Here is a 26,475-nt window from a genome sequence, read left to right on the forward strand (position 1 = left end):
ACGTCAGAGCTGGCCGACGTCGGTGACCCGGATGACCGCGGCACCGACCTCGTCGGACGCGACCAGGTCGACCTCCGCGCTGATGCCCCAGTCGTGGTCGCCGTCGGGGTCGTCGAAGATCTGCCGGACCTTCCAGCGCTCCCGGCCCTGCTCGATCATCAGCAGCGCCGGCCCCCGGGCGTCCGGACCGATGCCGATCGAGTCGTACGCCTCGAAGTACGGCCCCAGCGCGTCGGCCCACGCGTCGTAGTCCCAGCCGTCGCCGGCGTCCAGTTCGGCGAGCAGGTCCCAGCGGCGCAGCGCGGCCAGCTCGACGCGGCGGAACAGCGCGTTGCGCACCAGCACCCGGAACGCCCGCGCGTTGCGGGTGACCGCCGGTGGCCGGTCGGTGAGGGCGGCGTGCGCCTGGGCCACCTCGGCCACGTCCGACGGGTTGCGCAGCCGTTCCCACTCGTCGATGAGGCTGGAGTCGACCTGGCGCACCAGTTCGCCGAGCCACTCGATGAGGTCGATCAGTTCCTCGGTCTTGGCATCCTCGGGGACGGTCTGGCGCAGCGTCTTGTACGCGTCGGCCAGGTAGCGCAGGACCAGCCCTTCCGAGCGGGTCAGCCCGTAGAACTGGACGTACTCGGTGAAGGTCATTGCCCGCTCGTACATGTCGCGGACGACGGCCTTGGGGGAGAGTTCGTGGTCGGCGACCCAGGGGTGCCCCTGCCGGTACATCTCGTACGCGGCTCCCAGCAGTTCGGCGAGCGGCTTGGGGTAGGTCACCTCGTCGAGCAGTTCGAGGCGGGCCTCGTACTCGATGCCCTCGGCCTTCATGGCGGCCACCGCCTCGCCGCGCGCCTTGAACTGCTGCGCGGAGAGGATCTGCCGGGGGTCGTCGAGGATCGACTCGATGACGCTGAGCACGTCCAGGGCGTACGACGGGGACTCGGCGTCGAGCAACTCGATGGTGGCCAGGGCGAGGGGGGAGAGCGGCTGGTTGAGGGCGAAGTCGAGCTGGAGGTCGACGGTGAGTCGGATCCGCCGGCCCGTCTCGTCCGGCTCGGGCAGCTCCTCGACAACTCCACCGGCGCGCAGGGCCCGGTAGATGGCGATGGCCCGGCGGATGTGCCGGCGCTTGGCGGCGGGCTCCTCGTGGTTGTCGGTGAGCAGGTGCCGCATGGCGGTGAACGCGTCCCCGGGGCGGCCGATGACGTTGAGCAGCATCGAGTGGCTGACCTGGAAGCTGGACGTCAGCGGCTCCGGCTCGGCCTCGACCAGCCTGTCGAAGGTGGGCTGGCCCCAGCCGATCGAGCCCTCCGGCGGCTTCTTGCGGACCACCTTGCGGCGCTTCTTCGGGTCGTCGCCGGCCTTCGCGAGGGCCTTCTCGTTGTCGATGACGTGCTCGGGTGCCTGCACCACGACCCGGCCGATGGTGTCGTAGCCGGCCCGCCCGGCCCGCCCGGCGATCTGGTGGAACTCCCGGTTCTTGAGCAGCCGGGTGCGTACCCCGTCGTACTTGGACAGGCCGGTGAACAGCACCGTGCGGATCGGCACGTTGATGCCGACGCCGAGCGTGTCGGTGCCGCAGATGACCTTGAGTAGGCCGGCCTGGGCGAGGGTCTCCACGAGCCGGCGGTACTTGGGCAGCATGCCGGCGTGGTGCACGCCGATGCCGTGCCGGACCAGCCGGGACAGCGTCTTGCCGAAGCCCGAGGTGAACCGGAAGCCACCGATCGCGCTCGCGATCATGTCCTTCTCGGCGCGGGTGCAGACGTTGACGCTCATCAGCGCCTGCGCGCGCTCCAGCGCGGCGGCCTGGGTGAAGTGCACGACGTACACCGGGGCCTGCTTGGTCTCCAGCAGCTCTTCGAGCGTCTCGTGCAGCGGCGTCATCGCGTACGAGAAGATCAGCGGGACCGGCCGCTCGGCCGAGCGGACGACGGCGGTCGGCCGCCCGGTACGCCGGGTCAGGTCGTCGACGAACCGGGTGGTGTCCCCCAGGGTGGCCGACATCAGGATGAACTGCGCCTGCGGCAGCTCGATGATCGGCACCTGCCACGCCCAGCCCCGGTCGGGCTCGGCGTAGAAGTGGAACTCGTCCATGATCACCTGGCCGACGTCGGCCCGGTCGCCCTCGCGCAGCGCCAGATTGGCAAGGATCTCCGCGGTGCAGCAGATGATCGGGGCGTCGGCGTTGACACTCGCGTCGCCGGTGAGCATGCCGACGTTCTCGGCGCCGAAGACCTCGCACAGCGCGAAGAACTTCTCCGACACCAGGGCCTTGATGGGCGCGGTGTAGAAGGTCGTCCGGCTGTCGGCGAGGGCGGCGAAGTGCGCGGCGACCGCCACCAGGCTCTTACCGGAGCCGGTGGGCGTGTTCATGATCAGGTTGGCGCCGGAGACGATCTCGATGACCGCCTCCTCCTGATGGGGATAGAGGTCGAGGCCGCGATCCTTCGCCCAGCCGGCGAACGCGTCGAAGAGGGTGTCGGGGTCGGCGCTTGTCGGCAGCGCGGCGGTGAGCGTCATATCCCGTCCATGGTGCCTGGATCATGCCCTCCGGCGCCAACCGGCCTTCGTCTCACCGGCGCCGGTAGATCAGGTCGGCGACCGGCCGCCCGGCGGTGATCGCCCGCCGTTCGAACTTCGTCACCGGCCGGTGGGCCGGACGAGGTGCGAAACCGCCGTACGCGTCCACCAGCTCCGGGTCAGCGTCCAGGGTCTCCCGCATCGCCTCGGCGTACTCGGCCCAGTCGGTCGCGCAGTGCAGCGTGCCACCCGGCGCCAGACGGGAGCGCAGCAGTGCCACGTGCGCCGGCTGGATGATCCGCCGCTTGTGGTGGCGGGCCTTGGGCCACGGGTCCGGGAAATAGACGTGCACAGCGGCCAGCGCACCCTCGGGCAGGCCCCTGACCAGGTCCAACGCATCGCCCCGCGCGATTCGCACATTGTCCAGGTCACCGCGCTCCACCAGGTCGAGCAGGTTCGCGATTCCCGGCGTGTGCACCTCGACCGCCAGATAATCTCGACCCGGGTCAGCGGCGGCCATCGCGGCGGTGCTGTCCCCCATGCCCGAGCCGATCTCCAACACCACAGGTGCCCGGCGGCCGAACAGTTGCGCGAGGTCGACGGACGCGTCCGACACGTCCAGGCCGTACCGGGACCAGAGCCGGTCGAGCGCGTCGGTCTGCCGGCCGCTCATCCGGCCACGACGGGGGTGGAAGGTGCGGATGTGGCCCACGGGCGGAACTGCGGCGGGATCATGGTCGGTGGCGGTCACAACCACCCGAGGGTACGCGACGCCGTCGGCGGATCGGATGTGATGTGCGACCGGGAGTGAGAGGATCCATCTGGTACGGCAGGCCGGGCGGTCCGCTGCCCGGCGCGGTCCTAGCGCGTCGAGAGGGGGCATCGTGACAGTGACCCGTGGCGGCGTGATCCTGGCCGTGGTGACAGTGCTCGCCGGCCCCCTGCTGGCCGCCGCCCCCGCGTATGCGGCTCCCGGGCCGGACGCGTCCCAGCCGGCTGGACTGCCGGTGTCCGCGCCCCAGCCGCCGTCTCCGGTCGACGTGTTCGTCGAGGTGACCCCCAGCACTGTGCAGCCCGGCTACCTCGTCGGCATCCGGGCCAGTTGCCGGGACAACTCGGTGGGCGCCACTGTCGTCTCCGACGCCTTCGGTGCGATCGGCGTCCAACCGCAGCGCGGCGTCCTCACCGCCGCACCGATGGTGCGCGAGCGCACCCGCCCCGGCAACTACCGGGTCAAGTTGGAGTGCCGCGACGGCGAGACCGCCTCGACGATGCTCCAGGTGGTCAAGAAGGTGCCGGAACACCCGAGCCGAGGGCCGGCCACCGGCTTCGGCGGCGGCTCCGGCGGCATGACCGGCAAACTGCTGCTGCCCGGCGGTGCGGCGCTCACCATCACCGGACTGATCGTCGCGGTGCTGGCCCTGCGTCGACCGCGTACCGTCCGTGGCGCCGTCCGCCGCTGAGCCCGCCATGGAGATCTTCCACCCCACACCGCCGCCCGCCGGTTCGCGACCGCCCGCCGGCTCACGACCTTCTGCCGGCTCGGGACCGTCTGCCGAGCGGTCGTCCGCCGGTACGCGACCGTCTGCCGGGCGGTCGTCCGCCGAGCGGTCCTCTGCCGGCTCGTCGGCTTCCCCGGGCCGGCCGTCCGTGGCCGCGCGCCCGGCGACGGTCGTCGCGCCCCGGCGCAGCCGTCCGTCCGGGCGCAGCCCCTGGTCGGTGCCCCTGGCCGTGGTGCTGGTGCTGGCCGGCGTGTTCGCGACCGGTGCAGGGTTGGGCCGGTCGGTCGGCCCCCTCGACTGGGCTCCGGCCGGCGGCGACCGCCCGACCCGCAGCGAGACGGTCGGGCTGTCGGCCAGCCGCCCGGTACGCCTCACGGTGCCGGCGATCAAGGTGGCCGCGCCGGTGGCACCCGTCGGGCAGGCACGCGACGGCTCGATCGCCGTACCGCCGTTGGAGCGGCACAACGAGACCGGCTGGTACGACCGCGGCCCGACCCCGGGCGAGCCCGGCCCGGCCGTGATCGTCGGGCACGTGGACACCAAGAGCGGTCCGTCGGTCTTCTACGACCTGGGCAAACTCAAGCCCGGGGATCTGATCGAGGTCGCCCGCGCGGACCGGTCGGTGGTGGTCTTCAAAGTCGACACCGTCGAGCACTTCCCGAAGGACAGGCTGCCCGCCGAACGCATCTACGGGCACGACGGCCCGGCCGGGCTGCGATTGATCACCTGTGGTGGCCAGTTCATCGGGGGCCGGACCGGCTACGCCGACAACGTGATCGCGTTCGCCAGCATGCAGTCGTCCCGCAAGCCCTGACTAGTCCGCGGGCGGGGTTCACGGAAACCGCGGTATCCCATAGCACCGGACACCCCGATCTCCGTGCACCCGCGCCCGGGGTCAGGGCTGGGGGACGTGCAGCGCCACCTCGAACTCCAGGAGGCTCGCGCCACTGGCGACCGGCGGGCGGGGCTTCTCGCCGGGGGTGGTGGCGTGCGCGGCACGGGACGGCCCGGCGGCCCACGCCTGGTACGCCTCTTCGCTCTCCCATTTGGTGTACACGAAATAGCGGGTCTCGCCTGCCACCGGCCGGAGCAGTTCGAAGCCGAGGAAGCCGGGGGAGTTCTCCACGGTGCCTGCGCGGGCGGCGAACCGCTTCTCCAGCTCCTCGCCAGCGCCAGGCGGAACGTCGATTGCGTTGATCTTCACGACTGCCATCTGCCCACCCTAGCCACCAGCAGGGGAGCGGGGCTCAGAACGTCTCGACCGCCGGAACGAGGTCGGCGTCCACGACGATCGGGGCATGGTCGGAGGGGCCCTTGCCCTTGCGGGCCTCCCGGTCGACGTACGCCGAGCGGACCGCGCGGGCGAACGGCGCGGACGCGTACACAAGGTCGATCCGCATGCCCTTGTTCTGGTGGAACATCCCGGCCCGGTAGTCCCAGTAGGTGAACGGGTGTGGCCCCTTCATCGGGGTCGGCACCACGTCGCTGAGCCCCAGGTCACGCAGGGCCGCGAGAGCCGCCCGCTCGGGCGGGGTGACGTGCGTGGAGTGGGTGAAGACCGCCGGGTCCCAGACGTCGGCGTCGGTCGGGGCGACGTTGAAGTCCCCGCAGACGGCGAGCGGGAGGCCGTCGGTCAGCTCCGCGTCCAGCGCGTCGCGCAGCGCCGCGAACCAGGCCAGCTTGTACGCGTAGTGCGGGTCGTCAGGCGTCCGGCCGTTCGGGACGTACACCGACCAGACCCGCACCCCGTCGCAGGTGGCGGAGACGGCCCGGGCCTCCGGTTCGGGGAAGCCCGGCTCGCCCGCGAACCCGACCCGGACGTCGGCCAGGCCGATCCGGGACAGGATCGCCACCCCGTTCCACCGGCCGTTGCTGTGGTTGGCCACGGTGTAGCCCAGGTCGCCGACCTCGGCCACCGGGAAGGCGTCGTCGGGGCACTTGGTCTCCTGCAGGCAGACGACGTCGGGGGCGGTGCCGGCCAGCCACTCCAACAGCCGGGGCAGGCGGGCCTTCACCGAGTTCACGTTCCAGGTCGCCAGACGCATGTCCCCAGCCTGCCCCATGCACCCCCGCGTCGCCGGGTCAGCCGCCCGGGGTGTCGCCGGGGCGTGTCTGCTCGGCCAGGAACCGTTCCAGCTCCGCGCCGAGTTCGTCGGCGGTGGGCAGCGGGCCGGCGTCCGGGGCGAGCAGGTTCTTCTCGCCGCGCCCGCGGGCAAACGCGTCGTACTGCTCCTCAAGGGCCTGGACCAGGGCGGCGGCGTCCTCGGTCTGGGCGACCTGCCTGTCGATCTCCACCCGGACCACCTCCGCGGCGGACCGCAGCCCATCGCCGGGCAGGAGCAGCCCGGTGCTGCGTGAGACCGAGGTGAGCAGCACCTCGGCGGCGGCCGGGTACTCCGTCTGGGCCACGTAGTGCGGCACGTGCGCGGCGAAGCCGAGCGCGTCGCGGCCCTGCTCGCCGAGGCGGAACTCCAGCAGATGACCGACGCTGCCGGGCACCTGGACCCGTTGCAGCCAGGGCTCGTACCCGGCGATCAGCTCCGGTCGGGTGGCGTGCGCGGTCACACCGGTCGGCCGGGTGTGCGGCACCGCCATCGGGATCGAGTTGAGCCCGACGGTGAGCCGTACGTCCAGCCGGGCGGCGAGCCCGGCGACCGCGGCGGTGAACCGTTCCCACTGAAGGTCCGGTTCGGGGCCGGTGAGCAGCAGGAAGGGCGTCTCGTCGTCGTCGTGCAGCAGGTGCAGCTCCAACGCGGGCGCGTCGAAGCTCTCCCAGTGGTCCTCGACGAAGGTCATCACCGGCCGGCGGGAGCGGTAGTCGAAGAGCTGGTCGACATCGAAGGTGGCGATCGGCCTGCTCTCCAGCGAGGTGAGCAGTTGCTCGCGGGCCAGCCGGCTGGCGTTGCCGGCGTCCACGAAGCCGGTGAGGGCCTGGATCAGGACCGGTTGCCCGAGGTCGGGCAGATCGTCGGTGAGCTGGTAGAGCTCATGTGGGTCGAGCACCGGTGCGGACCTCCCTGAAATGTGCCTACGGAATGCCGACGCGACGGACGGCACCCGGTTCGGGCAACGTACCCGCCATCCTTGTGCATTCCTTCGCCGGGCGATCCGTTGCCTGCCGGTGGGCACGATCGGACCAACCATCCCAATACGCCTTTCGGACGATGGATGGTTCGGCTCAAAGGCCGAGTTTGTCGATCATGCGGGTGCGGCTGGCCCGATGTCCGCGCCTGTCACCGCCTGTGCCGGCCTGCGTGCGACACCTGCTTCATCCGGTACGCGAGGTCCGTTCCCCGGGCGCGTCCGGCCGCCCCACTCGTCCACCAGGGCACCCCGAATCTGTGGCGAGGACCACGTGATCACCCTGCGTGATCGGGGAGGTCGTCTGCCTAGCCTCGGCTGATGCGTGACGACGGCACCCTCGACGACCCGAACGCCCCGAGCAGCCCCACTGCCGAAATGGAGGATGGCACCTCAGCCGAACGGACAACCCCCGCGAGTCGGCTCCGCGCGTACGCCCGCGACCTGACCGGCCGTCGCCGGGCACAGGTGGCGCTCGCCACCGGCGTGGTCTGCTGCCTCGGCCTGGCCGCCGTGGCCCAGGTCCGCGACGGGGACGCCGGCGTGGCGACCCGCGACGTGGCCAGCTCGGAGCTGGCGCAGCGCGCCGAGCAGCAGAGCGCCTCCCGTGGTCTCGACCGTTCGGCCGCGCCGACGGCCCCCGCCGCGACCTCCAGCGCGACCCCGTCGCCGTCCGCGACCACCGCCGACCCGGACACCACCGCGCGGGCGCGCAAGGTCGTCACGGCGAAGCCGACCGACCCGGCGCCGGTCGCCGGGCTGGACAAGGAGCAGATGGACAACGCCAAGGTGATCGTGCGGACCGGTCGCGACATGGGCATTCCGCGGCGTGGCCTGGTGATCGCGGTGGCCACCGCCATGCAGGAGAGCAACCTCTACAACGTCGCCAGCGGGGTCCTGCCCGAGTCGCGGAACTACCCGCACCAGGGTGTCGGCTGGGACCACGACTCGGTGGGGCTGTTCCAGCAGCGCTCCAGCAGTGGGTGGGGCCCGGTCGGCCGGTTGATGGACCCCGCGTTCGCCACCCGCCAGTTCCTCGCCGCGTTGCAACAGGTGCCCGGTTGGCAGCAGATGCGGCTCACCGACGCCGCCCAGGCGGTGCAGATCTCCGCCTATCCCGAGCACTACCAGCAGCACGAATGGCGGGCCACCCGGGTCGTCGACGCCATCGTTCCGGCCAGGTAGTAGCCTACCGACCACTGTGGATGGTGGGGTTGAACCTGTCGCGTCCCGGGTACAACCGTTGCGGGCACGGAGTACACATGACCCAGGCACCACCGACAGGAGGACGTCATGTCACTGATGCAGCGGATCAGCACCTTCTTGCGATCACCCAAGGGGCAGCAGCTGGTCGACAGGGGTCGGCGCGAGATGGCCAAGCCCGGCACCCAGCAGAAGCTCAAGGGGTTGGCGGCGCGGCTGTCCAACCGCCGCCGCTGACCGCAGCGGTCGTCCTGCCCGCCGTGACCCCTGGGGAGACCCGGTGACCGACACCCCACCCGTCGGCGGTCAGCCCGCCGTGCCCACCTCTGAGCCGTCCGCCGACACGCCGGAGGCGCCGCCGGCCGCGCCGGAAGGTCCGCCGGCGCGGCTGTGGGACCGGATGCGCGACGATCCGCAGTACGCCCCGGAGCACCTCGCCCTGGAGGCGGTGCGCCGACTCGGGCCGGAGGCCGCGCAGTGGGCCGCCCGGGCCCGTGCCGAGCACCCCGGCGTCTCGGCCGATGCCCTCGCCGACCAGGCTGCCCGCAAGTTCGTCAACTTGGCCCGCCTCTCCGGTGCGGTTTCCGGTGCGGCCGGGCTGCCCGGCGCCGTGCTCGACGTGGGCGTGCTGGCCTGGACCCAGGCGCGGATGGTGCTGCACATCGCCGCCGCGTACGAGGTGGACCCCCTGCACAACGACCGGGCCACCGACCTGCTCGTGCTGCAACGGGTGCACAAGGTCGCCGAGAGCGCCCGGCTGGCGCTCGGGGTGGCCGCAGGCCGGGAGCGCGCCGATGCGCTGTTCGGGCCCGGCGGCCAGCGTCCGCTCGGCCGGGTCATGCTGCAACTCGGCGTCCGGCTGGCGCAGATGGCCGGCGTCCGGGCGGCCAAGCGCATGGTCGCCAAGATCGTGCCGGGTGCGGCGATAGTCCTCGGCACCTGGGCCAACTCGTCCGCCACCAAGGACCTCGCGCAGCGATCCCGCGCGCTCTACGGCCAGCGCGGCGTCGCCGTTCCGGAGCCGCGCCGCCGGTGAGCCGCTGGCTGCTGGCCCGTGTGCCGCTACCGGTGAGCCGCTGGCTGCTGGCCCGTGTGCCGCTACCGGTGAGCCGCTGGCTGCTGGCCCGCTCGTCGGTGTGCCGCTGCTGGTGAGCCGCTGGCAGAGGGCGGCCCGGTGGCTCAGCCGGCCAGGCCGGAGGCCCGCCAGGTCACCTCGGCGAGCCGGCCCTGCCCTGTGGCATTCGGGTGGAACCAGTCCAGCGGGTTGAGCAGGTCCAGGGTGAACCGCACCTTGTGCACCGCGCCGCCGTCGTGCCGGCACCGGGAGCCGTACGCCCGGCAGGCCGCCACCAACTGCGCGTTGTACGCCTCGATCCGCTCCCGTACTGCCGCCCGGCGGGCACGGTCGGCGGGTGCCGTCGACGTGGCGTCGGCCAGCAGGGCCGGGCAGATGCCCCGCCGCCACGCGCGTGTCGCCCGCGGGTCGTCGTGCCCGACCTCCCAGAGCCGGTACAGGTCGGGAATGCTCACCACGAGCACCCGCGCCTTCGGCCGGCCGGTCCGCAGCGCCCGCAGACCCCGATCGACGTCGGCCCGGAACTGCGCAACCGGGGTCATCGCGTCGACCCCGCCCCGGCAGATGTCGTTGGCGCCGATCAGCACCGTGACGTAGTCGACGCGGTCGCGTACCGCCGCTTGGGCTTGGCCTTCGAGGGCGTCGGCGCGGGCACCCGGCCGGGCATGGTTGTACGCCCGCCCGCGGATCTTGGGGTTCTGGTCGAGCAGCCGCCGGTAGTGGCTCTGCACCCGCAGCCCGTCGCCTGTCGACCAGGAGTTGCGCTCGCAGGAGGTGAGCACCAGGCAGGAGGCGAAACCGGCGGTTATCGAGTCGCCGAGTGCGGCGATGCCGCCCGGCCCGCCGGACTGCGGCGCGCTCTTCGTGGGGCGGGGTGTCGCCGACGTGCCGCCTTCACAGGCCAGCGCGACGAGAGCCGCGAGGCAGGCCAGGGCGGCGACCCAGCGTCGAGGCATGACAACCCCCGTCTCGCAGCACAGAGCGACAGCGCGGTAACTCTATGCGCAGGGCGTGGTGCGGAGGGAACATGCTGTCGGATATGTGGCGAAGTGGCAGCGTCGAGGCTGCTGGGATGCTATGGCGGTGCCAGCCGGCCAGCGCGGCGTCCGGCGCCCGGTTAACGCTCCGGATCGAGGGTAGATCGTGGGGTATGACGAGATCGCAGCCCCGGCGTGCCCGTGGCACGGTCGGCCATGCTTACAGCGCGTTGAACCTTCGCCTCACCCTGGCCAGCTTCGGGCTGGTGATCATGGTGCTCTTCGCGGTCCTGGCGTTCTGGGCCGGGATCGCCTGGCTCGGCGTCGTCTGCGCGATCTTCGCGGTTGTCGCAGTGGTCGACCTGGTCGTGATCCAGCGCCGTCGCGCCGCCCGCCGCCGCGAGGAACCGGGCGTACGACACTCGCTGTTCGAGTGACAGGAGGACGACATGCCCCACATCGCCACCACCAACCCCGCCACCGGACAGGTGCTCAAGACCTACGAGGCGATGTCCACCGAGCAGATCGACGAGGCCATCGAACGCACCGACCTCGCGTACCAGCAGCTGCGCGGAACCACCGTCGACAAGCGTGCCCGTTGGATGAGGGCGGCCGCCGACCTGCTGGACGCCGAGCGGGACGAGATCGCCCGGATCATGACCACCGAAATGGGCAAGACGTACGTCGCGGCGCAGGCCGAGGTGACCAAGTGCGCCACGGCCGCCCGCTTCTACGCCGACAAGGCGCCCGCGTTCCTCGCCGACGAGCCGGCCGACTCCAGCGCGGTCAAGGCCACCAGGGCCTTCATCCGCTACCAGCCGATCGGCGTGGTACTCGCGGTGATGCCGTGGAACTTCCCGCTCTGGCAGGTGATGCGCTTCGCCGCACCGGCGCTGATGGCCGGCAACACCGGCCTGCTCAAGCACGCCTCCAACGTGCCGCAGACCGCGCTGCTGCTGGAGGACGTGTTCCGCCGCGCCGGGTTCCCCGAGGGGGCGTTCACCACCCTGCTGGTCGGCTCGGAGGCCGTCGAACGGATCCTCGCCGACCCCCGGGTACGCGCCGCCACCCTCACCGGCAGCGAGGCCGCAGGCCGTTCCATCGCCCAGATCGCCGGCCGGGAGCTGAAGAAGACAGTCCTGGAACTCGGCGGCAGCGACCCGTTCGTGGTGATGCCCTCGGCCGACGTCGACCGGGCGGCCGAGGTCGCCACCACCGCCCGCTGCCAGAACAACGGCCAGTCCTGCATCGCCGCGAAACGCTTCATCGTGCACACCGACGTCTTCGACGCGTTCGCCGAGAAGTTCGCCGCTAACATGGCCGCGCTGCGCGTCGGCGACCCCATGGACCCGGACACCGACGTGGGTCCGCTGGCAAGCGAGCGCGGTCGGGACGAGGTGCACGCCCAGGTACGCGACGCGGCCGACAACGGCGCCACCATCCTCTGCGGCGGGGAGCTGCCGGCGGGCGACGGATGGTTCTACCCACCGACGGTGGTCACCGACCTCACCCCGCAGATGCGCATGTGGTCCGAGGAGGTCTTCGGCCCGGCCGCCGGCCTGTACCGGGTGTCCTCGTACGAGGAGGCCATCGAGGTCGCCAACGGCACCAGCTTCGGGCTCGGCTCGAACGCCTGGACCCGGGACAAGGCCGAGCAGGAACGCTTCGCCACCGACCTGGACGCCGGCAACGTCTTCATCAACGGCATGACCACGTCCTATCCGGAGCTGCCGTTCGGCGGCGTGAAGAACTCCGGCTACGGCCGGGAGCTGTCCGCTCTGGGCATGCGGGAGTTCTGCAACACCAAGACGGTCTGGGTGGGCGAGGGCGCGGCCTCCGCGGGCGCCGGCGCGCACGCCGAGTAGCTCGCCGCCTGCAAGGAAGGGCCCCCTGTTAGCGCCACGGCGTTAACAGGGCCCTTCCTTGCAGGCATCAGGCGGTGCGAGCCTGGGTAGGAAGAGCCGGCATGACGTCGTTCGCTTTCCACGCCTCGCATGAACAGATCGGTCCGCGCGCCCTGCTGGAGTCGGTGATCCACGCCGAACGGGCCGGCTTCGACGCCGCCATGTGCTCCGACCACTTCGCGCCGTGGAGCGCCCGGCAGGGCGAGTCAGGCTTCGCCTGGTCCTGGCTCGGCGCCGCCCTGCAGGCCACCGGCCTGTCCTTCGGCGTGGTCAACGCGCCCGGCCAGCGCTACCACCCGGCGATCATCGCGCAGGCGATCGGCACCCTGGGCGCGATGTACCCGGGCCGGTTCTGGGCAGCGCTGGGCACCGGCGAGGCATGCAACGAACACATCACCGGGGACGGGTGGCCGCGCAAGGACATCCGCACGGCCCGGTTGCGTGAGTGCGTGGACGTGATCCGCGCGCTGCTGGCCGGTGAGGAGGTCAGCCACGACGGCCTGGTCCGGGTGGACCGCGCCCGACTGTGGACCCGCCCCGAGCAGCCGCCCGCTCTCGTCGGTGCGGCAGTCAGCGTCGCCACCGCCCGGTGGTGCGCCGAGTGGGCCGACGGGCTGATCACCGTGAACGCGCCGGTCAAGCACCTGCGCGAGATGATCGACGCGTACCGGGGCGCCGGCGGGCGGGGGCCACTGCACCTCCAGGTGCACGTCTCCTGGGCGCCGGAGCAGGAGCAGGCGGAGGCGATCGCGTACGACCAGTGGCGTAGCAACGTCTTCGCCCCGCCGGTCTGCTGGGACCTGGACTCACCCGAGCACTTCGACGTCGTCTCGGCCGACGTGCCGCTCGAACGGGTCGCCGAGGTGGTGAACATCTCCGCCGATCTGGGCCGGCACGTCGGGTGGCTCGAGGAGTACCTGGAGTTGGGCTTCGACCAGATCGCACTGCACCACGTCGGGCAGGAGCAGCGCGGGTTCATCGACACGTTCGGCGCGGAGGTGCTGCCGAAGCTGCGCACCAACGGCTGATCGGGCTCGACCCAGTGGCCCGTACCCTCTGGGAAGCCTGCCGCCGGTCGCGGCTCGGTGCGGGAAACCCGCTTCAGGCGCGGCGGTTTGACCTCGGAGGCGCTCAGTCGAGCCGGCGGACGAGGACTTGCCCGGGCCACGGGTCGAGTCCCGGTCGGGTGACAGTGAACGAGTCGGTCGCGGTGAAACCGCAGCCCTCGTAGAAGCGGACCAACGCCCGGTCGTCGCCGCCGTAGCAGTCCACCCGCAGCAGCCCCAGCCCACGCGACCGGGCCAGGTCGGCGGCGTGCTCCAGCAGCCGCGCCCCGATCCCCAGGCCGGTGTGCTCCCGGTCGGTGACCAGTAGCCGCACGTAGAGTTCCGGCTCGGTGGCCGGTGGTACGTAGTCGCTTGCGGCGCCGACGACCAGCGCACCGACCGGGCGGTCGCCGAACATCGCCAGGTAGAGGCCGCCACCGGAGGCCCAGTCGTCGGCCTGGGCGATCCGGCGCGGATCGGTCGACGGGCGTGCGGTGCCCCACTGACCGGTGCGGCCACGCGCGACCAGCCAGGCGGTGGCACCGTCGAGCAGCCGCAGCACGGCCCCGGTGTCCTCGGGCCCGCCGGGGCGAATGGCGATGGTCTGTTGACTGGGCATGCCCGCCATGGTGCTACACCAGGGGCGGGTGGCCAATGCCCACCGGGTCAACGCCGGGCTGACCAGGCCCACCACGGCGAAGAGCCCTCCGAGGGCCAGCCAGCCGGCCACACCGCCGTCGAGCACCGCAATCGCTGGCGCACAGCCGCCGTGACATAGCCCTGTTGCGGCGCCCGACCCCGGTCCCGTCTCAGTTCGGGCGCCCACCGAACCGCCACTGATGTACCTCGATTCCGGCGTATCGGTCAGCGGAGAGTACTTCCCGCGCGGCGTCCGCGTCGGGCGCCTCCAGCAGAACTGCCGCCCCGAGCACCAGGGAACCGTCATCGGACAGGAGCGGTCCGCTGGCGATCAGCTCATCGCGGATCGGCGGGTCGGCGGCGTCCGCCGCAGGCTCCAACGTGAACCCGAGGACGAGGAAACGGTGGTAGTCAGGCTGGCCGGCGTTGAAGTCCCACATCCGGCGACCCAGGGAGTTGTGCCACCGCCGCAGCAGCACGTCGCGGTAGGCGCCAGCCTGGTAGCCGGGTTCATCGAACGCGAAGGCGCGGGCAGCGGTGGGATCTGGCAGATCGAGGATGTGCACGCTGCCGGTCAGAGTTCCGTCGCTGGTGAAGGTGGGACCGCGGGCGATCATCGTCGCTGCGAATCGATCCATGTACGACCAGTGCTGCTCCACCATCCGGCTCCGCAGCGGTGTCGAACCGGGACGATCGCGGTGGTAGCAGAAGAATTCCATGGGCCGAGCGTCGCCGAGGCCCCTGACGCACGCAAGGAGATTGCTGTGCAGTTCGGGCTTGCCCGCCCAACCCCGGGCCGCCGCACGGGCGGAAGGGGTTGAACCGCTGCGGATCTTGGACAGTTTCCGTTCCATCCGGACGGCAACTGTCCAAGATCTCGCGTTTCAGGCGCGGTGGGGTACCTGACTGATCGACGGTCCCGTTGCTGCTGGCGCCGGTAGCTGGGTTGGGATCCGACTGACGGGCGCCGGGCCTGGTGGCGCAGTTCCTACTCATATGGCGGTTCGGCGACGACGGGGAGTCCGTGGCTGACCGCGCCGAACAGTTGGCCGCTACTCGGGAATGTCGGCTCAGCGCGCTCCGCTGTCGACGAGGCGTTCGGTGGCGAGGCAGGAGACGAGGCAGCGTTCCTTGGCGTCGCCGCTCAACCGGGCGGTCCAGTCGGTGAGGCCGCCATCGCCGACCTCCAGGCTGCCGCCCCGCACTGTGATCCGGATGGCGCAACCGGTGTAGTAGCTCCGGCCGCGTCGCCGCTCCGGCTCGTCCACGAGCGGCACCAAGGGCTGGCCGAGGGCCTGCGCGTCGCCCGCCGACGCGGCGTTTCCGTCCAGTGCCGGTCGGACGGTGTCGGCCAAGCGCTCCCGGATGACCTCGTCGTCGAAGACAGTGATGTGCAGTTGGGGTACGGCCGCTGGTGCCAGGTCGGTGAGGACTGTCCGCCAGTAGGTGAGGTGCCGGATCAGCAGCCGTGCCTGCGTGCTGCCCGAGCCGGCGTCGCGTGCGCTGGAGACCAGGGCGAAGAGCCGGAAGTGCGCCGACGCGCCGCCGCCGAAGTCCTGTGCCCGCAGCACCCGGTGGGCGGCGGCGAGGTGCACCTCGCCGCCCCGGCGGCGACGTAGGGCCGCCTCGATCGCGAGGGCGTTCGTGGGATCGCTCAGGACCTCGCTGGCGCGCATGGTGGTGACGATCCTGTTCTGGCTGACAGGTGCGACCGCCGTGCAGGTGCCCACCGGTACGACCGGCGACAGCTCCACTCCGCAGACGTCGGCCGGTAGCAGTTGCCACATCCGCGCTTCGAGCTGAGCGAGCGCGCGGGGGTCGGCGCGGGCCGGTCGGACGAAGCGGTCCTCGCGCCAGCGGCGGACCACGTCGGCCGGGTGCACGGTGGCCGCGCGGTCGCGGGCCACGCCCAGCAGGAGGGTACGCAGGTCCGCGCCGGACAGGCCGGTCAGCGCGGCCCGCGTCCCGGCCGGCACCGCCGCCCACACTCGGCGTTCGGCGTCGGTCAGTTCGTGGCCGTCCATGGCCACCACCATCGGGTACGCCGTCGGCAGAGGTCCACCGGATTTGGTGAATCGCTCACGTCATCGGGGCTCGAAAGCGTCGCAGGAGCCACAGGGGAGCGGCAGTGCCCGAGGCTCGCGGTGCGGGGCTGGTGGCCGCCCGGGGGAGCGGCCACCAGCCGTACCGATCAGGTCAGGGTCAGCTCAGTGAGCAGGCCCCGCCGTTGACGGTGACCAGGCCCGGGTTGGGGTTGGCCCCGCCCGATGTGGTCGCGTTGAAGCCGAACGTCACAGTGCCGCCGGGAGCAATCTTGGCGTTGTGCGACTCGTTCTTCGCGGTCACCGTCGCGCCGGCCTGGGTGACCTTTGCCAGCCACGCCTCACGGACACGCTGGTCGCCGGTGAACGCGAACCGCACGCTCCAGCCGTTGACCGCCGTGGTGCCGGTGTTCTTGATGGTCAACTGCGCGGTGAATCCGGTGCCGCCCTGCCAGGTGCCGTAGTTGCTGTAGCTCACCGAGCACGTGGTGGCCGGCACCGCACCGGCGTCGCCCTGGTCGGCAAGGAACGAGGAGATCCACGCCAGCGCCGAGTTCCAGTTGATCGCCACCTCGTTCGTGGAGTACGAGTTGATGTCGTCGACGTAGCAGAACATCGGCTCGCAGCCGGCGAGCAACTTCGCCACGAACGGGTCCTGGAGGGCCGCGTTCGGGCCACCGGCGATGGAGCCGGCGGGCGGTCGGGGCATGCTGGGGTCGAGCTGGTGGCCGAAGATCCGGCTGTGCTGGTTCTGGGCGGCGTGCTCGCCCCAGCCGGTGACGTAGGAGATGTTCAGGGCGTTGCGACCGAAGATGTAGTCCATGGCCTGCACGGCACCGTCGCGGTAGGCGGGGTTGCGGGTCAGGTCGAACGCGGTGGCCAGCACCACGGCGTTGTTGATGACGTTGCTGTTGCCGCCCCAGAAGTAGCTGTTGGCGTCACCGGGCATCGGCAGCCCGTACGCCTGCCGGCGCAGCTCGGCGAGGTACGCGTCGGCGGCGGCGGTGACCGAGGCGCGGATCCGGGTCACGTCGGCGGTGGGCAGCCCGTTGGGCACTGTGGCCAGGTCGAGGCGGCCCAGCGCGGCGACGCTCTGCCAGCCGAAGCCACGGCTGTCGAACACGTCCCCGGTGTGGTGCGGCGAGGCGGTCAGGTCGGTCAGGTAGGTCTGCGCCCCGGTGGTGAGGTACAGCTCGGCCGCCGCCCAGTAGAACTCGTCGGTGACGTTGCTGTCGTCGTACGCGCCGCCGCCCGTGCCGTCGGTCGGGCTGGCGTACACCGCAGGGTGTGCCTTGGCGGCGCTGTAGGCCGTCTTCGCGGCAGTGCCGCAGCGGGCCGCGAACGCCGCGTCGTAGGGGGCGTAGAGCCGCGCGCACTGGGCGGCGGTGGCGGCGAGGTTGAGGGTGGCAGCCGTCGACGGCGCGTGCAGCTCGCGCGGCTGCGGGTCGTCCTCCGGGGCGAGCGGCAGGCCCGTCCAGTTCCGGTCGTGGATCTTGTGGTGGACCATTCCGGCGAGCGGCTTTCCGGCGGGGACCTGCATGCGCAGCAGGAACTCCAGCTCCCAGCGGGCCTCGTCGAGGATGTCCGGCACGGCGTTGCCGCGCTCGGGGACCCGCAGCGTGCTGTCTGCCAGCGCGGCGCCGCCGGCCGCGGTGGCCGCCGTCTTGGTCCGCTCGAAGGTGTTCAGCAGCTGGTAGGTGGCGATGCCGCCGTTGACCACGTACTTGCCGTGGTCGCCGGCGTCGTACCAGCCGCCGCGCACGTCCAGCGAGTAGTCGCAGACGCCCGGCTGGCACGGCACGTTGGTGTCGCCCTGGTTGGGGGCCACGTCGAGGTGACCGGCGGGGCGGGCGTACTCGTCGCCGATCAGGTCGCCGTCGATGGCGATGCCGCTGCGCTGGGCGTAGAAGAACTGCAGCGAGTCGGAGCGCAGCTGGTTGTAGAGGGTGCCGGAGATGTCGAACGGGTGGCTGGTCTCACCGTCCACGGTGAGCGTCAGCCCGCTGCCGGGCGTGCGGTAGCTGGAGAAGTCGAGGGTCTGCACGTTCTGCCCGGAGGCTTCGTCGACGCCCCGCGCTGTGGTGGTGCCGCTGGCCAGGACGGCGCCGGCGGCCGAGCGCAGCTGCCACGGCAGCGGCTCGGTGGCCTCCGTGACCACTGTGGCGTTCTTCGGCCCGCCGGGCAGGTAGCCGACCTGGTTGACGCGTACCCGTGGCCCGGTGTCCGGCACGTACGGCTCAGGGGGTTCGCCGCCGCGCAGCGACACGTCGTCGAGGCAGACTGTCTGCGCCGCGGCGCTGCCGCCGACCTGGAAGATCAGCTGGGCACCGGAGTTGTCGTCCGGGACGGTGAAGGTCTGCTCGAACCGCTGGGCGGTGCCGGTGGCGGCGGCGTCCACTGCGGCGTAGGTCGTGTAGGGGGCGCTGCCGAGTTGCAACACCGCCTTGACGGCGGTGCCGGGAGTGGCGGAGATGTCGAAGCCGAGGGTGTATTCGGCGCCGGCGATGAGCGGCACGCCGTCCTGGCCGATGCCGGCGTCCCACGGGTTGGCAAGCCCACCGGGGACGGTGGTGCAGAGCCGGCCGTCGGTCACCGTGAGCGCGTCGGTGCCGTAGGAGAACCAGGGGCTCACACCGGCGCTGAAGTCGCCGTTCTCGATCTGTTCGGGGGCATCCGGGGGTGGGGCGGCGTAGGCCGCGCCGGCACCCGCGCCGGTGAGGGCCAGTGTGGTCGCCGCAGCCAGTAGGAGGCGGCGTCGGTGTGGCGTCACGGGGGAGTCCTTCCGGGACGGGAAGTGAGGCAGGTGGTGGTGGAAAAACCTGGGAGCGCTCCCAGGTATCGGCTCGATGTTTCCAGTGGCGCTACCTCCTGTCAATTGATCCGACTGGATGGGTTGTCGCGTTCGACGAGGGCGGCAGGAGAGGCCGGGCGGGCGCGAAACGACGGCGCGCGAACGTGAGATTCACCGCGCCACGCACCGTCGTCCTGATCTCCTAGAGACAACTGCGCCCTTCGCCTGGCAGGCTGCCACCCATGACCCTGAAGCTGCGTTCCGTGGGAACGAGCGACCGTGGGCTGATCCGCAGCGGAAACCAGGACGCCCTGCACGCCGGCACCTGGCTCGTCGCCGTCGCCGACGGTATGGGCGGAATGGCCGCCGGTGACCTGGCCAGCGCGCTCACCATCGACGCGGTCGCTCCGCTGGACGTGGAGACACCCGAGGACGCCCTGGTGGCCGCGCTCGAAGGCGGCATCGCGCTGGCCACCGCCCGGATCAGTGCGGCTGTCGCCGAGGACCCGGAGCGCCAGGGCATGGGCACCACCCTGACCGCCCTGCTCTTCGCCCGTACCGGCACCTGCCTGGCCCTGGCACACATCGGCGACTCGCGGGCCTACCTGTTCCGCGAGGGTGTGCTCAAACAGGTCACCCGCGACGACACCTTCGTCCAGATGCTTGTCGACCAGGGTGTGATCACCGCCGACCAGGCCAGCAGCCACCCACGCCGGGCGGTCGTCACCCAGGCGTTGCAGGGCGAGGACGTGAACCCGTCGTACGCGACGATGGTGCCCCGCGCCGGCGACCGGTGGCTGCTGTGCAGCGACGGCCTCTCCAACGTCGTCCGCCCGGACACCCTCGCCGAGGTGCTCACCACCTATCCGGACCGGGACGCCTGCGCCGGCAAGCTCATCGACCTGGCGCTGCACGCGGGCGCGCCGGACAACGTCACAGTGGTGGTGGCCGACGTCGTCGAGGAATAGCGGGCCGTCAGCGCCGCCGGGGCGCGGCACGCCGGGTGGGTGTCGCGGTGCCCGGGTCCTCCGGCCACGGGTGGCGCGGATAGCGTCCCCGCAGCTCCGAGCGGACCTGCGGATAGCCCGTCCGCCAGAACGACGCCAGGTCGGCGGTGACCGCCACCGGCCGGCCCGCCGGGGAGAGCAGGTGCAGCAGCACCGGCACCCGGCCACCGGCGACGCGCGGGGCCGCCGGCCAGCCGAACGTCTCCTGGAGTTTCACCGCCAGAACCGGCGCCGCCGGGTCGGCGTAGTCCACCCGGATCCGTGACCCGCTGGGCACCTCGATGCGCTCCGGGGCCAACTCGTCCAGCCGGGCGGCCTGCGCCCAGGGCAGCAGACGGCGCAGCGCCGAGGTCACGTCGACCCGCCCCAGGTCGGCGCGTCGCCGGGCGGCGGCGAGTTCCGGGCCGAGCCAGGTCGGCGCGGCGGCGAGAAGCGCCTCGTCGCCGACGTCCGGCCACTCGTGGCCGAGGTGGTGCCTGCAGAATGCCATCCGCTCGCGCAGTGCCCGCGCCGCCGGCGTCCAGGGCAGCAGCCCCAACCCCTCCTGGCCCAGACCGGCAAGCAACGCCGCCGCCACGTCCGCCCGGTCCGGGCGGTCCAGCCGCCGCGCCACCAGCTCGATCGCGCCCAGCCGGGTCACCTCCCGGGCCACCACGTCCCCGTCGGCCCAGCCGACCTCCCTCCGCGTGGACAGCAACGGGCCGGCGGCCTCGCGGGCGGTCGCCTCGTCCAGTGGGACGGCCCGGCGGATCCGCGCCGACGGAGCGCCGGGGGAGCGGTCCGCGACGGCCACCGCCAGCCAGTCCGACCCGGTCAACCCCGACCCGACCGCCAGCTCCGCGGCGGTGCCACCCGTCATGAGGTACGCCGACCCGCCCGGCCGCCGCACCCGCGCCAACCGCTCGGGGTACGCGAGACCGACAAGCAGCCCGGCGGCCAGATCGTCGGTGAGCTCTGCCGAGCCGGCCCGCCCCTGCCGAGGGGCGTCGGAGGGCAGCGCGGCGCGCAGCCGGCGTACCTCGGTGCGCCAACGCGCCGTGGCGCCCGCGTCGACCCCGCCGCGCAGCCGTCGCCAGCCGGCCACCAGGTCGTCGCCCGGGCCGGCCGCGCTGTCCTCGGCGAGCACTGCCACCACCTCGGCCGCCCGGTCGGCGCCGACCCGACCGGCGCCGTCGAGCAGCGCGCGGGCCAGCCGTGGGTGCGCGCCGGCAGCGGCGATGGCCCGCCCCCGCGCGGTGATCCGACCGTCCGCGTCGATCGCGCCCAACGTCTGCAGGGTGTCCCGGGCCACCGCCATGGCGGCGGCCGGCGGCGGGTCGGGCAGCGCGAGTCCGACCCCGTCGGGCCGGCCCCAGGCGGCCAGCTCCAGTGCGAACCCGGTCAGGTCGGCGGTGGCGATCTCCGGCTCCGGCCGGGCGGGCAGACGCTCGTGGGTGGCCTCCGACCAGCAGCGGTAGACGTACCCCGGTGCCTCCCGGCCGGCTCGCCCGGCGCGCTGGGTGGCGGCGGCCCGGGAGACCGGCACGGTGACCAGCGCGCCCAGTCCACGGGCCAGGTCGATGCGCGGCACCCGGGACAGTCCCGCGTCCACCACCACCCGCACGCCCGGCACGGTGAGGCTGGTCTCGGCCAGCGCGGTCGCCAGCACCACGCGCCGCCCGCCGTCGGAAGCGCCGCCCCGGGGCCGCAGGGCCGCGTCCTGCTCGGTGGCCCGCTGACGACCGTGCAGCGGCAGCAGCGCGACTGTGCCCCGAAGGTCGGCGAGCCGGCCGGTGACAGCGGCGATCTCACCGGCGCCCGGCAGGAACACCAGGACGTCACCCTCGTGCTCGCGCAGTGCCCGGCGAACGGTGGCCGCCACGTGGTCGAGCAGCGCGCGGTCCACAGGCCCGGCGCCGGGCGGTGCGATCGGCCGGGTCGGCGGCGCCCAGATCCGTCGTACCGGGTGCAGCGCCGACTCGGCACGGACCACCGGGGCCGCGCTGGTGCCGCCGAGCAGCGCGGCGAACCGGTCGGTGTCCGGGGTGGCGGACATGGCCAGGAGCCACAGGTCCGGCCGGAGGGCTGCCCGCGCCTCCACAGTGAAGGCCAGCGCGAGGTCGGCGTCGAGCTGTCGCTCGTGGCACTCGTCGAGCAGCACGGCGCCCGTGCCGGGCAACTCCGGATCGTGGTGCAGCCGGCGGACCAGCAGGCCGGTGGTGACCACTTCGATCCGTGTGGCAGGGCCGACCCGGCGCTCACCGCGTACCGCGTAGCCGACGCGCTCACCCACGCGCTCACCGAGCAGCTCGGCCATCCGGCGGGCCGCGGCGCGCGCCGCCACCCGGCGTGGTTGCGCGATGACCACCCGCCCGTCGACCCGGTCGGCCACGGCCAGCGGGGCGAGGGTCGTCTTACCGGTACCCGGCGGGGCCACCAGGACCGCGGCGCCGGCCGCGTCGAGCGCGGCCGTCAGCGCCGGCAGCGCCGGGCGTACCGGCAGGTCCAGGGTTACGTCGGAGAGCACGGCCCAGTCTCGCACCGGCTCCACGGGCTCAGCCGTCGCACCGGCTCGGCGGGCGTAGTCCTCGCACCGGCTCGGGAGGGCTCAGCCTCTCTGGTCCTCGCCGAGACTCCGCAGGAAGAGGCGCCAGGTTGTCGGGCCGAAGGCGAGCACCGGTCCGGAGCGGTCCTTGCTGTCCCGGACGGCGACCTGACCGTCGACTGTCGCGACCTCCACGCAGTTTCCGTTGCCACTGCTGCGCGTGCTGGTGCGCCAGTCCGCCCGGGTCAGGTCGAGCGCCGTCATCCGCCGTACCTCTCGTCTGTCGGCGTGCCACAGATGCGGTCACGCAAAGTTACGAGAAGCCTCCTCGAGACGGGTCATCGATGCCCCCGGATCGAGTGCCATCCGGCACAGCTCCTCGTGCAGAAGGCTATACCCGTGCACATGATCGGCATCCTCCAGAGCCAGCCCGACCGTGAGGTTATCCAGGTAAACCACTGAAGCGTCGGCGGCGTCGGCGAAGTTGAGGATCACGTACGGGGTGCTCATCGCCGGGTGCCCGCCGGCCGCGAACGGAAGTACCTGGATTGTCACGTTGGGTAGCTGGGCGATCTGGATCATGTGAGCCAGTTGTTCGGCCATCACCGTCGGGCCGCCGACCGGGCGCAGCAGCACCGCCTCGTTGAGCACCACCGACAGTTCGACGGGCTCGTCGCGGCGCAGCACCCCCTGCCGGTGCAGCCGGGCCGCGACCTTGCGCTCCAGGCCGTCCTCGCCAGCGGTGCGGCGGAAGATGGCCCGGGCGTACGCCTCGGTCTGCAACAGGCCGGGAACCGACTCGGCCTCGTACGTGCGCAGTGCCGCCGCCTCGGCCTCCAGCCCGACGTAGAACTCGAACCACTCCGGCAGCACGTCGCTGTAGTTCTGCCACCAGCCGCGTTGCTGTGCGCCCCGGGCGATCTCGATGAGTGCCTCGGCGTCCGCTCCGGTGACCGCGTAGAGGGCGAGTGCCGCCCGGACGTCGCGGGGCTTGATGCCGATCTGCGCGTTCTCGATCCGCGAGAGGTTGCTCTTGGACATGTCGAGTTGGCGGGCGGCCACATCAAGTGTCATTCCCGCGCGTTCCCGAAGCTGGCGGAGCTCCCGGGCGATGCGTCGACGGCGCACTGTGGGGCTGGCGGCGGGCCGGAGAGGACGGGTGGTGGTCACCCTCCGAGTCTGACACGACAAGATCCGCAGGTCGCGAGTGCACGGAGTGCAACTTTCAAATCTGGGAGTTGCATTGCGGTAGCTGTGGGTGCATCCTTTCCCGGTCGCGAACACTGTGGACGCCGTGCGGGAGGGCCGTTGCTCATCGCTGACGAGTTCTTCCTCATCGCTCACAACGACAGTCGTGGCAAGGCCAAGCTCCATCCGGCGGCGACCGGGCTCGGCCTGGCCGGTGGGCTGCTCGGCGAGCTGATCCTCTATGGACACATCACCGTCTCCGGCGGGCAGGTCGCCGTCCTCGACCGACGTCCACCAGCCGACGCGCTGGCGCACACAGTGCTCGACCAGTTGATCGGCGAGTCCCAGCACCACGCCGTCACCACCTGGCTCAGCTTCCTGGCGCAGAGCGCGACGACCTCGGTGGGCGAGCGGCTGGCCCGGGCGGGTGTGATGCGCCGCCAGGAGAGCCGCCGGTTGCTGCGTACCACTGTCAGCTACCTGCCCGTGGACCTCAACGCCGTGGCGTGGCCGGCCACGCGGCTGCGGGCCCTGCTGGACCGCCCGGAACCGCCGAGCGTGCCGGACGCGCTGCTACTCGGCCTGGTCGTGGCCGCCGGGCTGACCCGCGAGGTGCTGTGGAGCGCCGGACCGCGCGCGCACCACCGGTTGAGCGTCCTCATCCCCGCGCTTCCGGCACCTCTGAAGGAACTCGTCGGGCACACCGAAGCGGCCGTCGGCGCCGCCGTGCTGCGCGGCGTTCCGTGACCCCCCGGTAACCCCCAACCCTCTCGACATCCGGAGTAGTCGTATGCCATCGACAGGCGACAGACCCAGCAACGTCTCCGAAGCCCTCGCCCGAGGCCGCCTCGGCATCCCGTCGGTCATCTTCTTCGTGCTCTCCGCCGCCGCGCCGCTGACAGTGGTGGCCGGCGTCGTCACCACCGGGTACGGCGTCATCGGCGTGACCGGCATCCCGCTGGCCTTCCTGCTGATCGCGGCGGTGCTCGCCCTGTTCTCGGTGGGCTACGTGGCGATGTCCCGCCGCGTGGAGAACGCCGGCGCGTTCTACGCCTACATTTCCCGTGGCCTGGGCCGCCCGGCCGGCGTGGGGGCGGCCTGGATGGCACTTGTGGCGTACAACGCGCTCCAGGTCGGGCTCTACGGCACCATCGGCGTCGCCGCCGAGCCGGTCCTCGACCGGATCTTCGGTGGGCACCCGCACTGGTCGATCGTCGCCCTCGTGGCGTGGGCGATTGTCGGCCTGCTCGGCCTGCTCCGGGTGGACATCAACGGCCTGGTGCTGGCGGCGTTGCTTGTCGCCGAGATCGTGATCGTCCTGATCTTCGATCTCGGCCAGCTCGGCAACCCGGCCGGCGGCGAGGTCAACTTCGCCGGGTTCTCGCCGGACAACCTCTTCGTGCCCGGCGTGGGCGCGGTGCTGGTGCTGGCCATCCTCGGATTCGTCGGTTTCGAGTCCGCCGTGGTGTTCAGCGAGGAGAGCAAGGACCCGAAGCGCACGGTGCCGCTGGCGACGTACCTGTCGGTGGCCATCGTCGCCGCCCTGTACGCGCTGTCCTCCTGGTCCATGACCGTCGCGGTCGGGTCGGACCGGATCGTCGCGGAGGCCGGCGAGCAGAGCGTCGGGCTGATCTTCAACCTGGCCGCCGCGCAGCTGGGCGACACCGCTGTCACCATCGGCCAGGTGCTCTTCCTGACCTCGGTGCTGGCCGCGATGATCTCGTTCCACAACACCACGGCCCGGTACACGTTCGCGCTGGGCCGGGAGCGGGTGCTGCCGGCGGTGTTCGGGCGTACCTCACCGCGCAGCGGCGCGCCCCGGGCCGCCTCGCTGGCGCAGAGCGCTCTGGGCCTGCTGGTCATCGTTCTCTACGCCGTCAACGGCTGGGATCCGGTGGTCAAGCTGTTCTTCTGGGTCGGCACCAGCGGTGGCTTCGGCGTGCTTCTGTTGATCGCCACCACCTCGGTGGCCGTGATCGCCTACTTCGCCCGCTACGGCGGTGACGAGACGCTGTGGCGGCGGGCCATCGCTCCCGGCCTGGCCACCCTCGCGCTCGTCGTGATCATCTGGCTGGCCGTGTCGAACTTCGCCAACCTGCTCGGTGTCGCACCGGACTCCAACCTGCGCTGGATGCTGCCGGCCGTCTACCCGGTGGCGGCCGCGCTGGGCATCGGGTGGGCGCTGCTGTTGCGCCGCAACCGTCCGGACACGTACGCCCGGATCGGCCTCGGCGCGGCGAGCGCCGCCGCTGCCGCGCGACAGGCGGAGCAGCGGTCGGCGCCGCTGGGCGCGGAGATCCGATGAGCGCGGCCATCGAGCGGCTCGGGCCGGAGGACACAGCCCTGGTGGCCGGCCGGATCGCCGGGGCGTTCACCGCCCTGGAGGTGACCAGGTGGCTGGTCCCGGACGCGAGCAAGCGGGAGTCCGTGCTGGCCGGGGACTTCGAGATCATGGTCGACCACGCGATGCGGCACGGCCTGGTGTACGGAACCGCCGACCGGTCCGCTGTCGCGGTCTGGTTTCCGTCGGTCGGTGAGCCGGCCCCGCCGCCGCCGGACTACGACGCCCGGCTGGCAGCCGCCTGCGGGGAGTGGACCGACCGTTTCCAACACCTCGACGAGCTGTTCGCGGCGAACCACCCCCATGACGACCACCATCACCTGGCCTTCCTGGCGGTCGAGCCGGACCGGCAGGGGCACGGGTTGGGCACCGCGCTGCTGAAGCACCACCACGCCTGGCTGGACGCCAACGACATGCCGGCCTACCTGGAGGCGAGCGACCCCCGCAGCCGGGACCTGTACGCCCGGAACGGCTACCGGGCGCGCGAGCCGTTCCGGGTGCCGGACGGCACGCCGTTCTGGCCGATGTGGCGGGAGCCGGCAGGGCGCTGACGACACCGGCCGGGCCGCTGTCCTTCGGGGGAGCGACCCGGCCGGTACGCCGATGTCACATGCGTGAGGGCCGGGTCCGTGGACCCG

At 72.1% G+C, this 26,475-nt stretch carries 25 protein-coding genes; 12 read left to right on the plus strand and 13 right to left on the minus strand.

All coding sequences use genetic code 11. The features are described 5' to 3' along the window. Positions 1-3: 3 nt before the first annotated feature. Positions 4-2,517, minus strand: coding sequence for an RNA helicase (locus ADK66_RS08670; RefSeq protein WP_053653403.1), 2,514 nt, complete (start codon positions 2,515-2,517; stop codon positions 4-6). 52 nt (positions 2,518-2,569) lie between these two features. Next, complete coding sequence (gene trmB, locus ADK66_RS08675; protein ID WP_053653404.1) at positions 2,570-3,268, minus strand: tRNA (guanosine(46)-N7)-methyltransferase TrmB; 699 nt, start codon at positions 3,266-3,268, stop codon at positions 2,570-2,572. Positions 3,269-3,398: 130 nt separating this feature from the next. Between trmB and ADK66_RS08680 the strand changes: the two genes are divergently transcribed. Both ADK66_RS08680 and ADK66_RS08685 read left to right on the plus strand, forming a co-directional pair. Continuing rightward, positions 3,399-3,980 carry a hypothetical protein gene (locus ADK66_RS08680; RefSeq protein ID WP_053653405.1) on the plus strand — a complete coding sequence of 194 codons (582 nt, stop codon included), beginning with the start codon at positions 3,399-3,401 and terminating at the stop codon, positions 3,978-3,980. Between the two features lie 187 nt (positions 3,981-4,167). Next, positions 4,168-4,833 (plus strand): class F sortase, encoded by a 666-nt coding sequence (locus ADK66_RS08685; RefSeq protein WP_053653406.1) that lies wholly within the window; start codon positions 4,168-4,170, stop codon positions 4,831-4,833. 81 nt (positions 4,834-4,914) lie between these two features. On the opposite strand, the gene ADK66_RS08690 is transcribed toward ADK66_RS08685, so the two are convergent. The 3 genes from ADK66_RS08690 to ADK66_RS08700 are packed head-to-tail and all read right to left on the minus strand — an operon-like array spanning position 4,915 to position 7,022. Then, the gene (locus tag ADK66_RS08690) at positions 4,915-5,232 is read right to left on the minus strand and encodes an antibiotic biosynthesis monooxygenase (protein WP_053653407.1); all 318 of its coding nucleotides are present in this window, start codon (positions 5,230-5,232) and stop codon (positions 4,915-4,917) included. A 34-nt stretch (positions 5,233-5,266) separates the two neighbouring features. Further along, positions 5,267-6,064, minus strand: a complete 798-nt coding sequence (locus ADK66_RS08695) for an exodeoxyribonuclease III (protein WP_053653408.1) — start codon at positions 6,062-6,064, stop codon at positions 5,267-5,269. A 37-nt stretch (positions 6,065-6,101) separates the two neighbouring features. Next, complete coding sequence (locus ADK66_RS08700; protein WP_053653409.1) at positions 6,102-7,022, minus strand: proteasome assembly chaperone family protein; 921 nt, start codon at positions 7,020-7,022, stop codon at positions 6,102-6,104. 399 nt (positions 7,023-7,421) lie between these two features. Between ADK66_RS08700 and ADK66_RS08705 the strand changes: the two genes are divergently transcribed. The 3 genes from ADK66_RS08705 to ADK66_RS08710 all read left to right on the plus strand — a co-directional run bounded on the left by ADK66_RS08705 (position 7,422) and on the right by ADK66_RS08710 (position 9,339). After that, positions 7,422-8,285, plus strand: a complete 864-nt coding sequence (locus ADK66_RS08705; RefSeq protein ID WP_082377334.1) for a peptidase M23 — start codon at positions 7,422-7,424, stop codon at positions 8,283-8,285. Positions 8,286-8,393: 108 nt separating this feature from the next. Further along, a complete protein-coding gene (locus tag ADK66_RS31820; protein ID WP_167945039.1) occupies positions 8,394-8,540 on the plus strand; it encodes a hypothetical protein in 147 nt (48 codons plus the stop codon). A 43-nt stretch (positions 8,541-8,583) separates the two neighbouring features. Continuing rightward, entirely contained in the window at positions 8,584-9,339 is a 756-nt protein-coding gene (locus tag ADK66_RS08710; RefSeq protein ID WP_053653410.1) for an EcsC family protein, read from the plus strand. A gap of 143 nt (positions 9,340-9,482) precedes the next feature. Here the strand turns inward: ADK66_RS08710 and ADK66_RS08715 are convergent, their stop codons facing one another. Continuing rightward, the gene (locus ADK66_RS08715) at positions 9,483-10,334 is read right to left on the minus strand and encodes a GDSL-type esterase/lipase family protein (RefSeq protein WP_053653411.1); all 852 of its coding nucleotides are present in this window, start codon (positions 10,332-10,334) and stop codon (positions 9,483-9,485) included. A 194-nt stretch (positions 10,335-10,528) separates the two neighbouring features. Here ADK66_RS08715 and ADK66_RS08720 point away from each other — a divergent pair, with 194 nt between their 5' ends. The 3 genes from ADK66_RS08720 to ADK66_RS08730 all read left to right on the plus strand — a co-directional run bounded on the left by ADK66_RS08720 (position 10,529) and on the right by ADK66_RS08730 (position 13,287). Then, on the plus strand, positions 10,529-10,792 hold the full coding sequence (locus tag ADK66_RS08720; protein ID WP_053653412.1) for a DUF6343 family protein: 264 nt from the start codon (positions 10,529-10,531) through the stop codon (positions 10,790-10,792). A gap of 12 nt (positions 10,793-10,804) precedes the next feature. Next, positions 10,805-12,220: an NADP-dependent succinic semialdehyde dehydrogenase gene (locus tag ADK66_RS08725; protein WP_053653413.1), complete on the plus strand. Its 1,416-nt coding sequence runs from the start codon at positions 10,805-10,807 to the stop codon at positions 12,218-12,220. Between the two features lie 101 nt (positions 12,221-12,321). Further along, complete coding sequence (locus tag ADK66_RS08730) at positions 12,322-13,287, plus strand: TIGR03885 family FMN-dependent LLM class oxidoreductase (protein WP_053653414.1); 966 nt, start codon at positions 12,322-12,324, stop codon at positions 13,285-13,287. A gap of 103 nt (positions 13,288-13,390) precedes the next feature. Here the strand turns inward: ADK66_RS08730 and ADK66_RS08735 are convergent, their stop codons facing one another. The 4 genes from ADK66_RS08735 to ADK66_RS08750 form a co-directional block, all read right to left on the minus strand. Then, complete coding sequence (locus ADK66_RS08735; RefSeq protein WP_231639971.1) at positions 13,391-14,050, minus strand: GNAT family N-acetyltransferase; 660 nt, start codon at positions 14,048-14,050, stop codon at positions 13,391-13,393. Positions 14,051-14,114: 64 nt separating this feature from the next. Next, positions 14,115-14,663 (minus strand): YciI family protein, encoded by a 549-nt coding sequence (locus tag ADK66_RS08740; protein WP_053653415.1) that lies wholly within the window; start codon positions 14,661-14,663, stop codon positions 14,115-14,117. A gap of 351 nt (positions 14,664-15,014) precedes the next feature. Continuing rightward, complete coding sequence (locus tag ADK66_RS08745; RefSeq protein WP_053653480.1) at positions 15,015-15,968, minus strand: hypothetical protein; 954 nt, start codon at positions 15,966-15,968, stop codon at positions 15,015-15,017. A gap of 178 nt (positions 15,969-16,146) precedes the next feature. Beyond that, the gene (locus ADK66_RS08750; protein ID WP_053653416.1) at positions 16,147-18,756 is read right to left on the minus strand and encodes a glycoside hydrolase family 9 protein; all 2,610 of its coding nucleotides are present in this window, start codon (positions 18,754-18,756) and stop codon (positions 16,147-16,149) included. A gap of 263 nt (positions 18,757-19,019) precedes the next feature. Here ADK66_RS08750 and ADK66_RS08755 point away from each other — a divergent pair, with 263 nt between their 5' ends. After that, positions 19,020-19,745, plus strand: a complete 726-nt coding sequence (locus ADK66_RS08755; protein ID WP_053653417.1) for a PP2C family serine/threonine-protein phosphatase — start codon at positions 19,020-19,022, stop codon at positions 19,743-19,745. 7 nt (positions 19,746-19,752) lie between these two features. Here the strand turns inward: ADK66_RS08755 and hrpB are convergent, their stop codons facing one another. From hrpB to ADK66_RS08770, 3 genes are all read right to left on the minus strand, one after another. Then, the gene (gene hrpB / locus ADK66_RS08760) at positions 19,753-22,290 is read right to left on the minus strand and encodes an ATP-dependent helicase HrpB (RefSeq protein WP_053653481.1); all 2,538 of its coding nucleotides are present in this window, start codon (positions 22,288-22,290) and stop codon (positions 19,753-19,755) included. A gap of 81 nt (positions 22,291-22,371) precedes the next feature. Continuing rightward, positions 22,372-22,572, minus strand: a complete 201-nt coding sequence (locus ADK66_RS08765; RefSeq protein WP_053653418.1) for a DUF397 domain-containing protein — start codon at positions 22,570-22,572, stop codon at positions 22,372-22,374. A gap of 39 nt (positions 22,573-22,611) precedes the next feature. Beyond that, the gene (locus ADK66_RS08770) at positions 22,612-23,436 is read right to left on the minus strand and encodes a helix-turn-helix transcriptional regulator (protein WP_255353025.1); all 825 of its coding nucleotides are present in this window, start codon (positions 23,434-23,436) and stop codon (positions 22,612-22,614) included. A 180-nt stretch (positions 23,437-23,616) separates the two neighbouring features. Here ADK66_RS08770 and ADK66_RS08775 point away from each other — a divergent pair, with 180 nt between their 5' ends. Genes ADK66_RS08775 through ADK66_RS08785 form a run of 3 tightly spaced genes read left to right on the plus strand, consistent with a single transcriptional unit; the run spans position 23,617 to position 26,388 of the window. Next, positions 23,617-24,243, plus strand: a complete 627-nt coding sequence (locus ADK66_RS08775; RefSeq protein ID WP_053653420.1) for a GPP34 family phosphoprotein — start codon at positions 23,617-23,619, stop codon at positions 24,241-24,243. 43 nt (positions 24,244-24,286) lie between these two features. Further along, positions 24,287-25,801, plus strand: a complete 1,515-nt coding sequence (locus ADK66_RS08780) for an APC family permease (RefSeq protein ID WP_053653421.1) — start codon at positions 24,287-24,289, stop codon at positions 25,799-25,801. Continuing rightward, the gene (locus tag ADK66_RS08785; protein ID WP_053653422.1) at positions 25,798-26,388 is read left to right on the plus strand and encodes an N-acetyltransferase; all 591 of its coding nucleotides are present in this window, start codon (positions 25,798-25,800) and stop codon (positions 26,386-26,388) included. Before ADK66_RS08780 ends, ADK66_RS08785 begins: the two co-directional genes overlap by 4 nt. The last annotated feature ends 87 nt before the right edge of the window (positions 26,389-26,475 follow it).

Source organism: Micromonospora sp. NRRL B-16802 (assembly GCF_001279555.1).
Classification (GTDB): Bacteria; Actinomycetota; Actinomycetes; order Mycobacteriales; family Micromonosporaceae; genus Micromonospora; species Micromonospora profundi.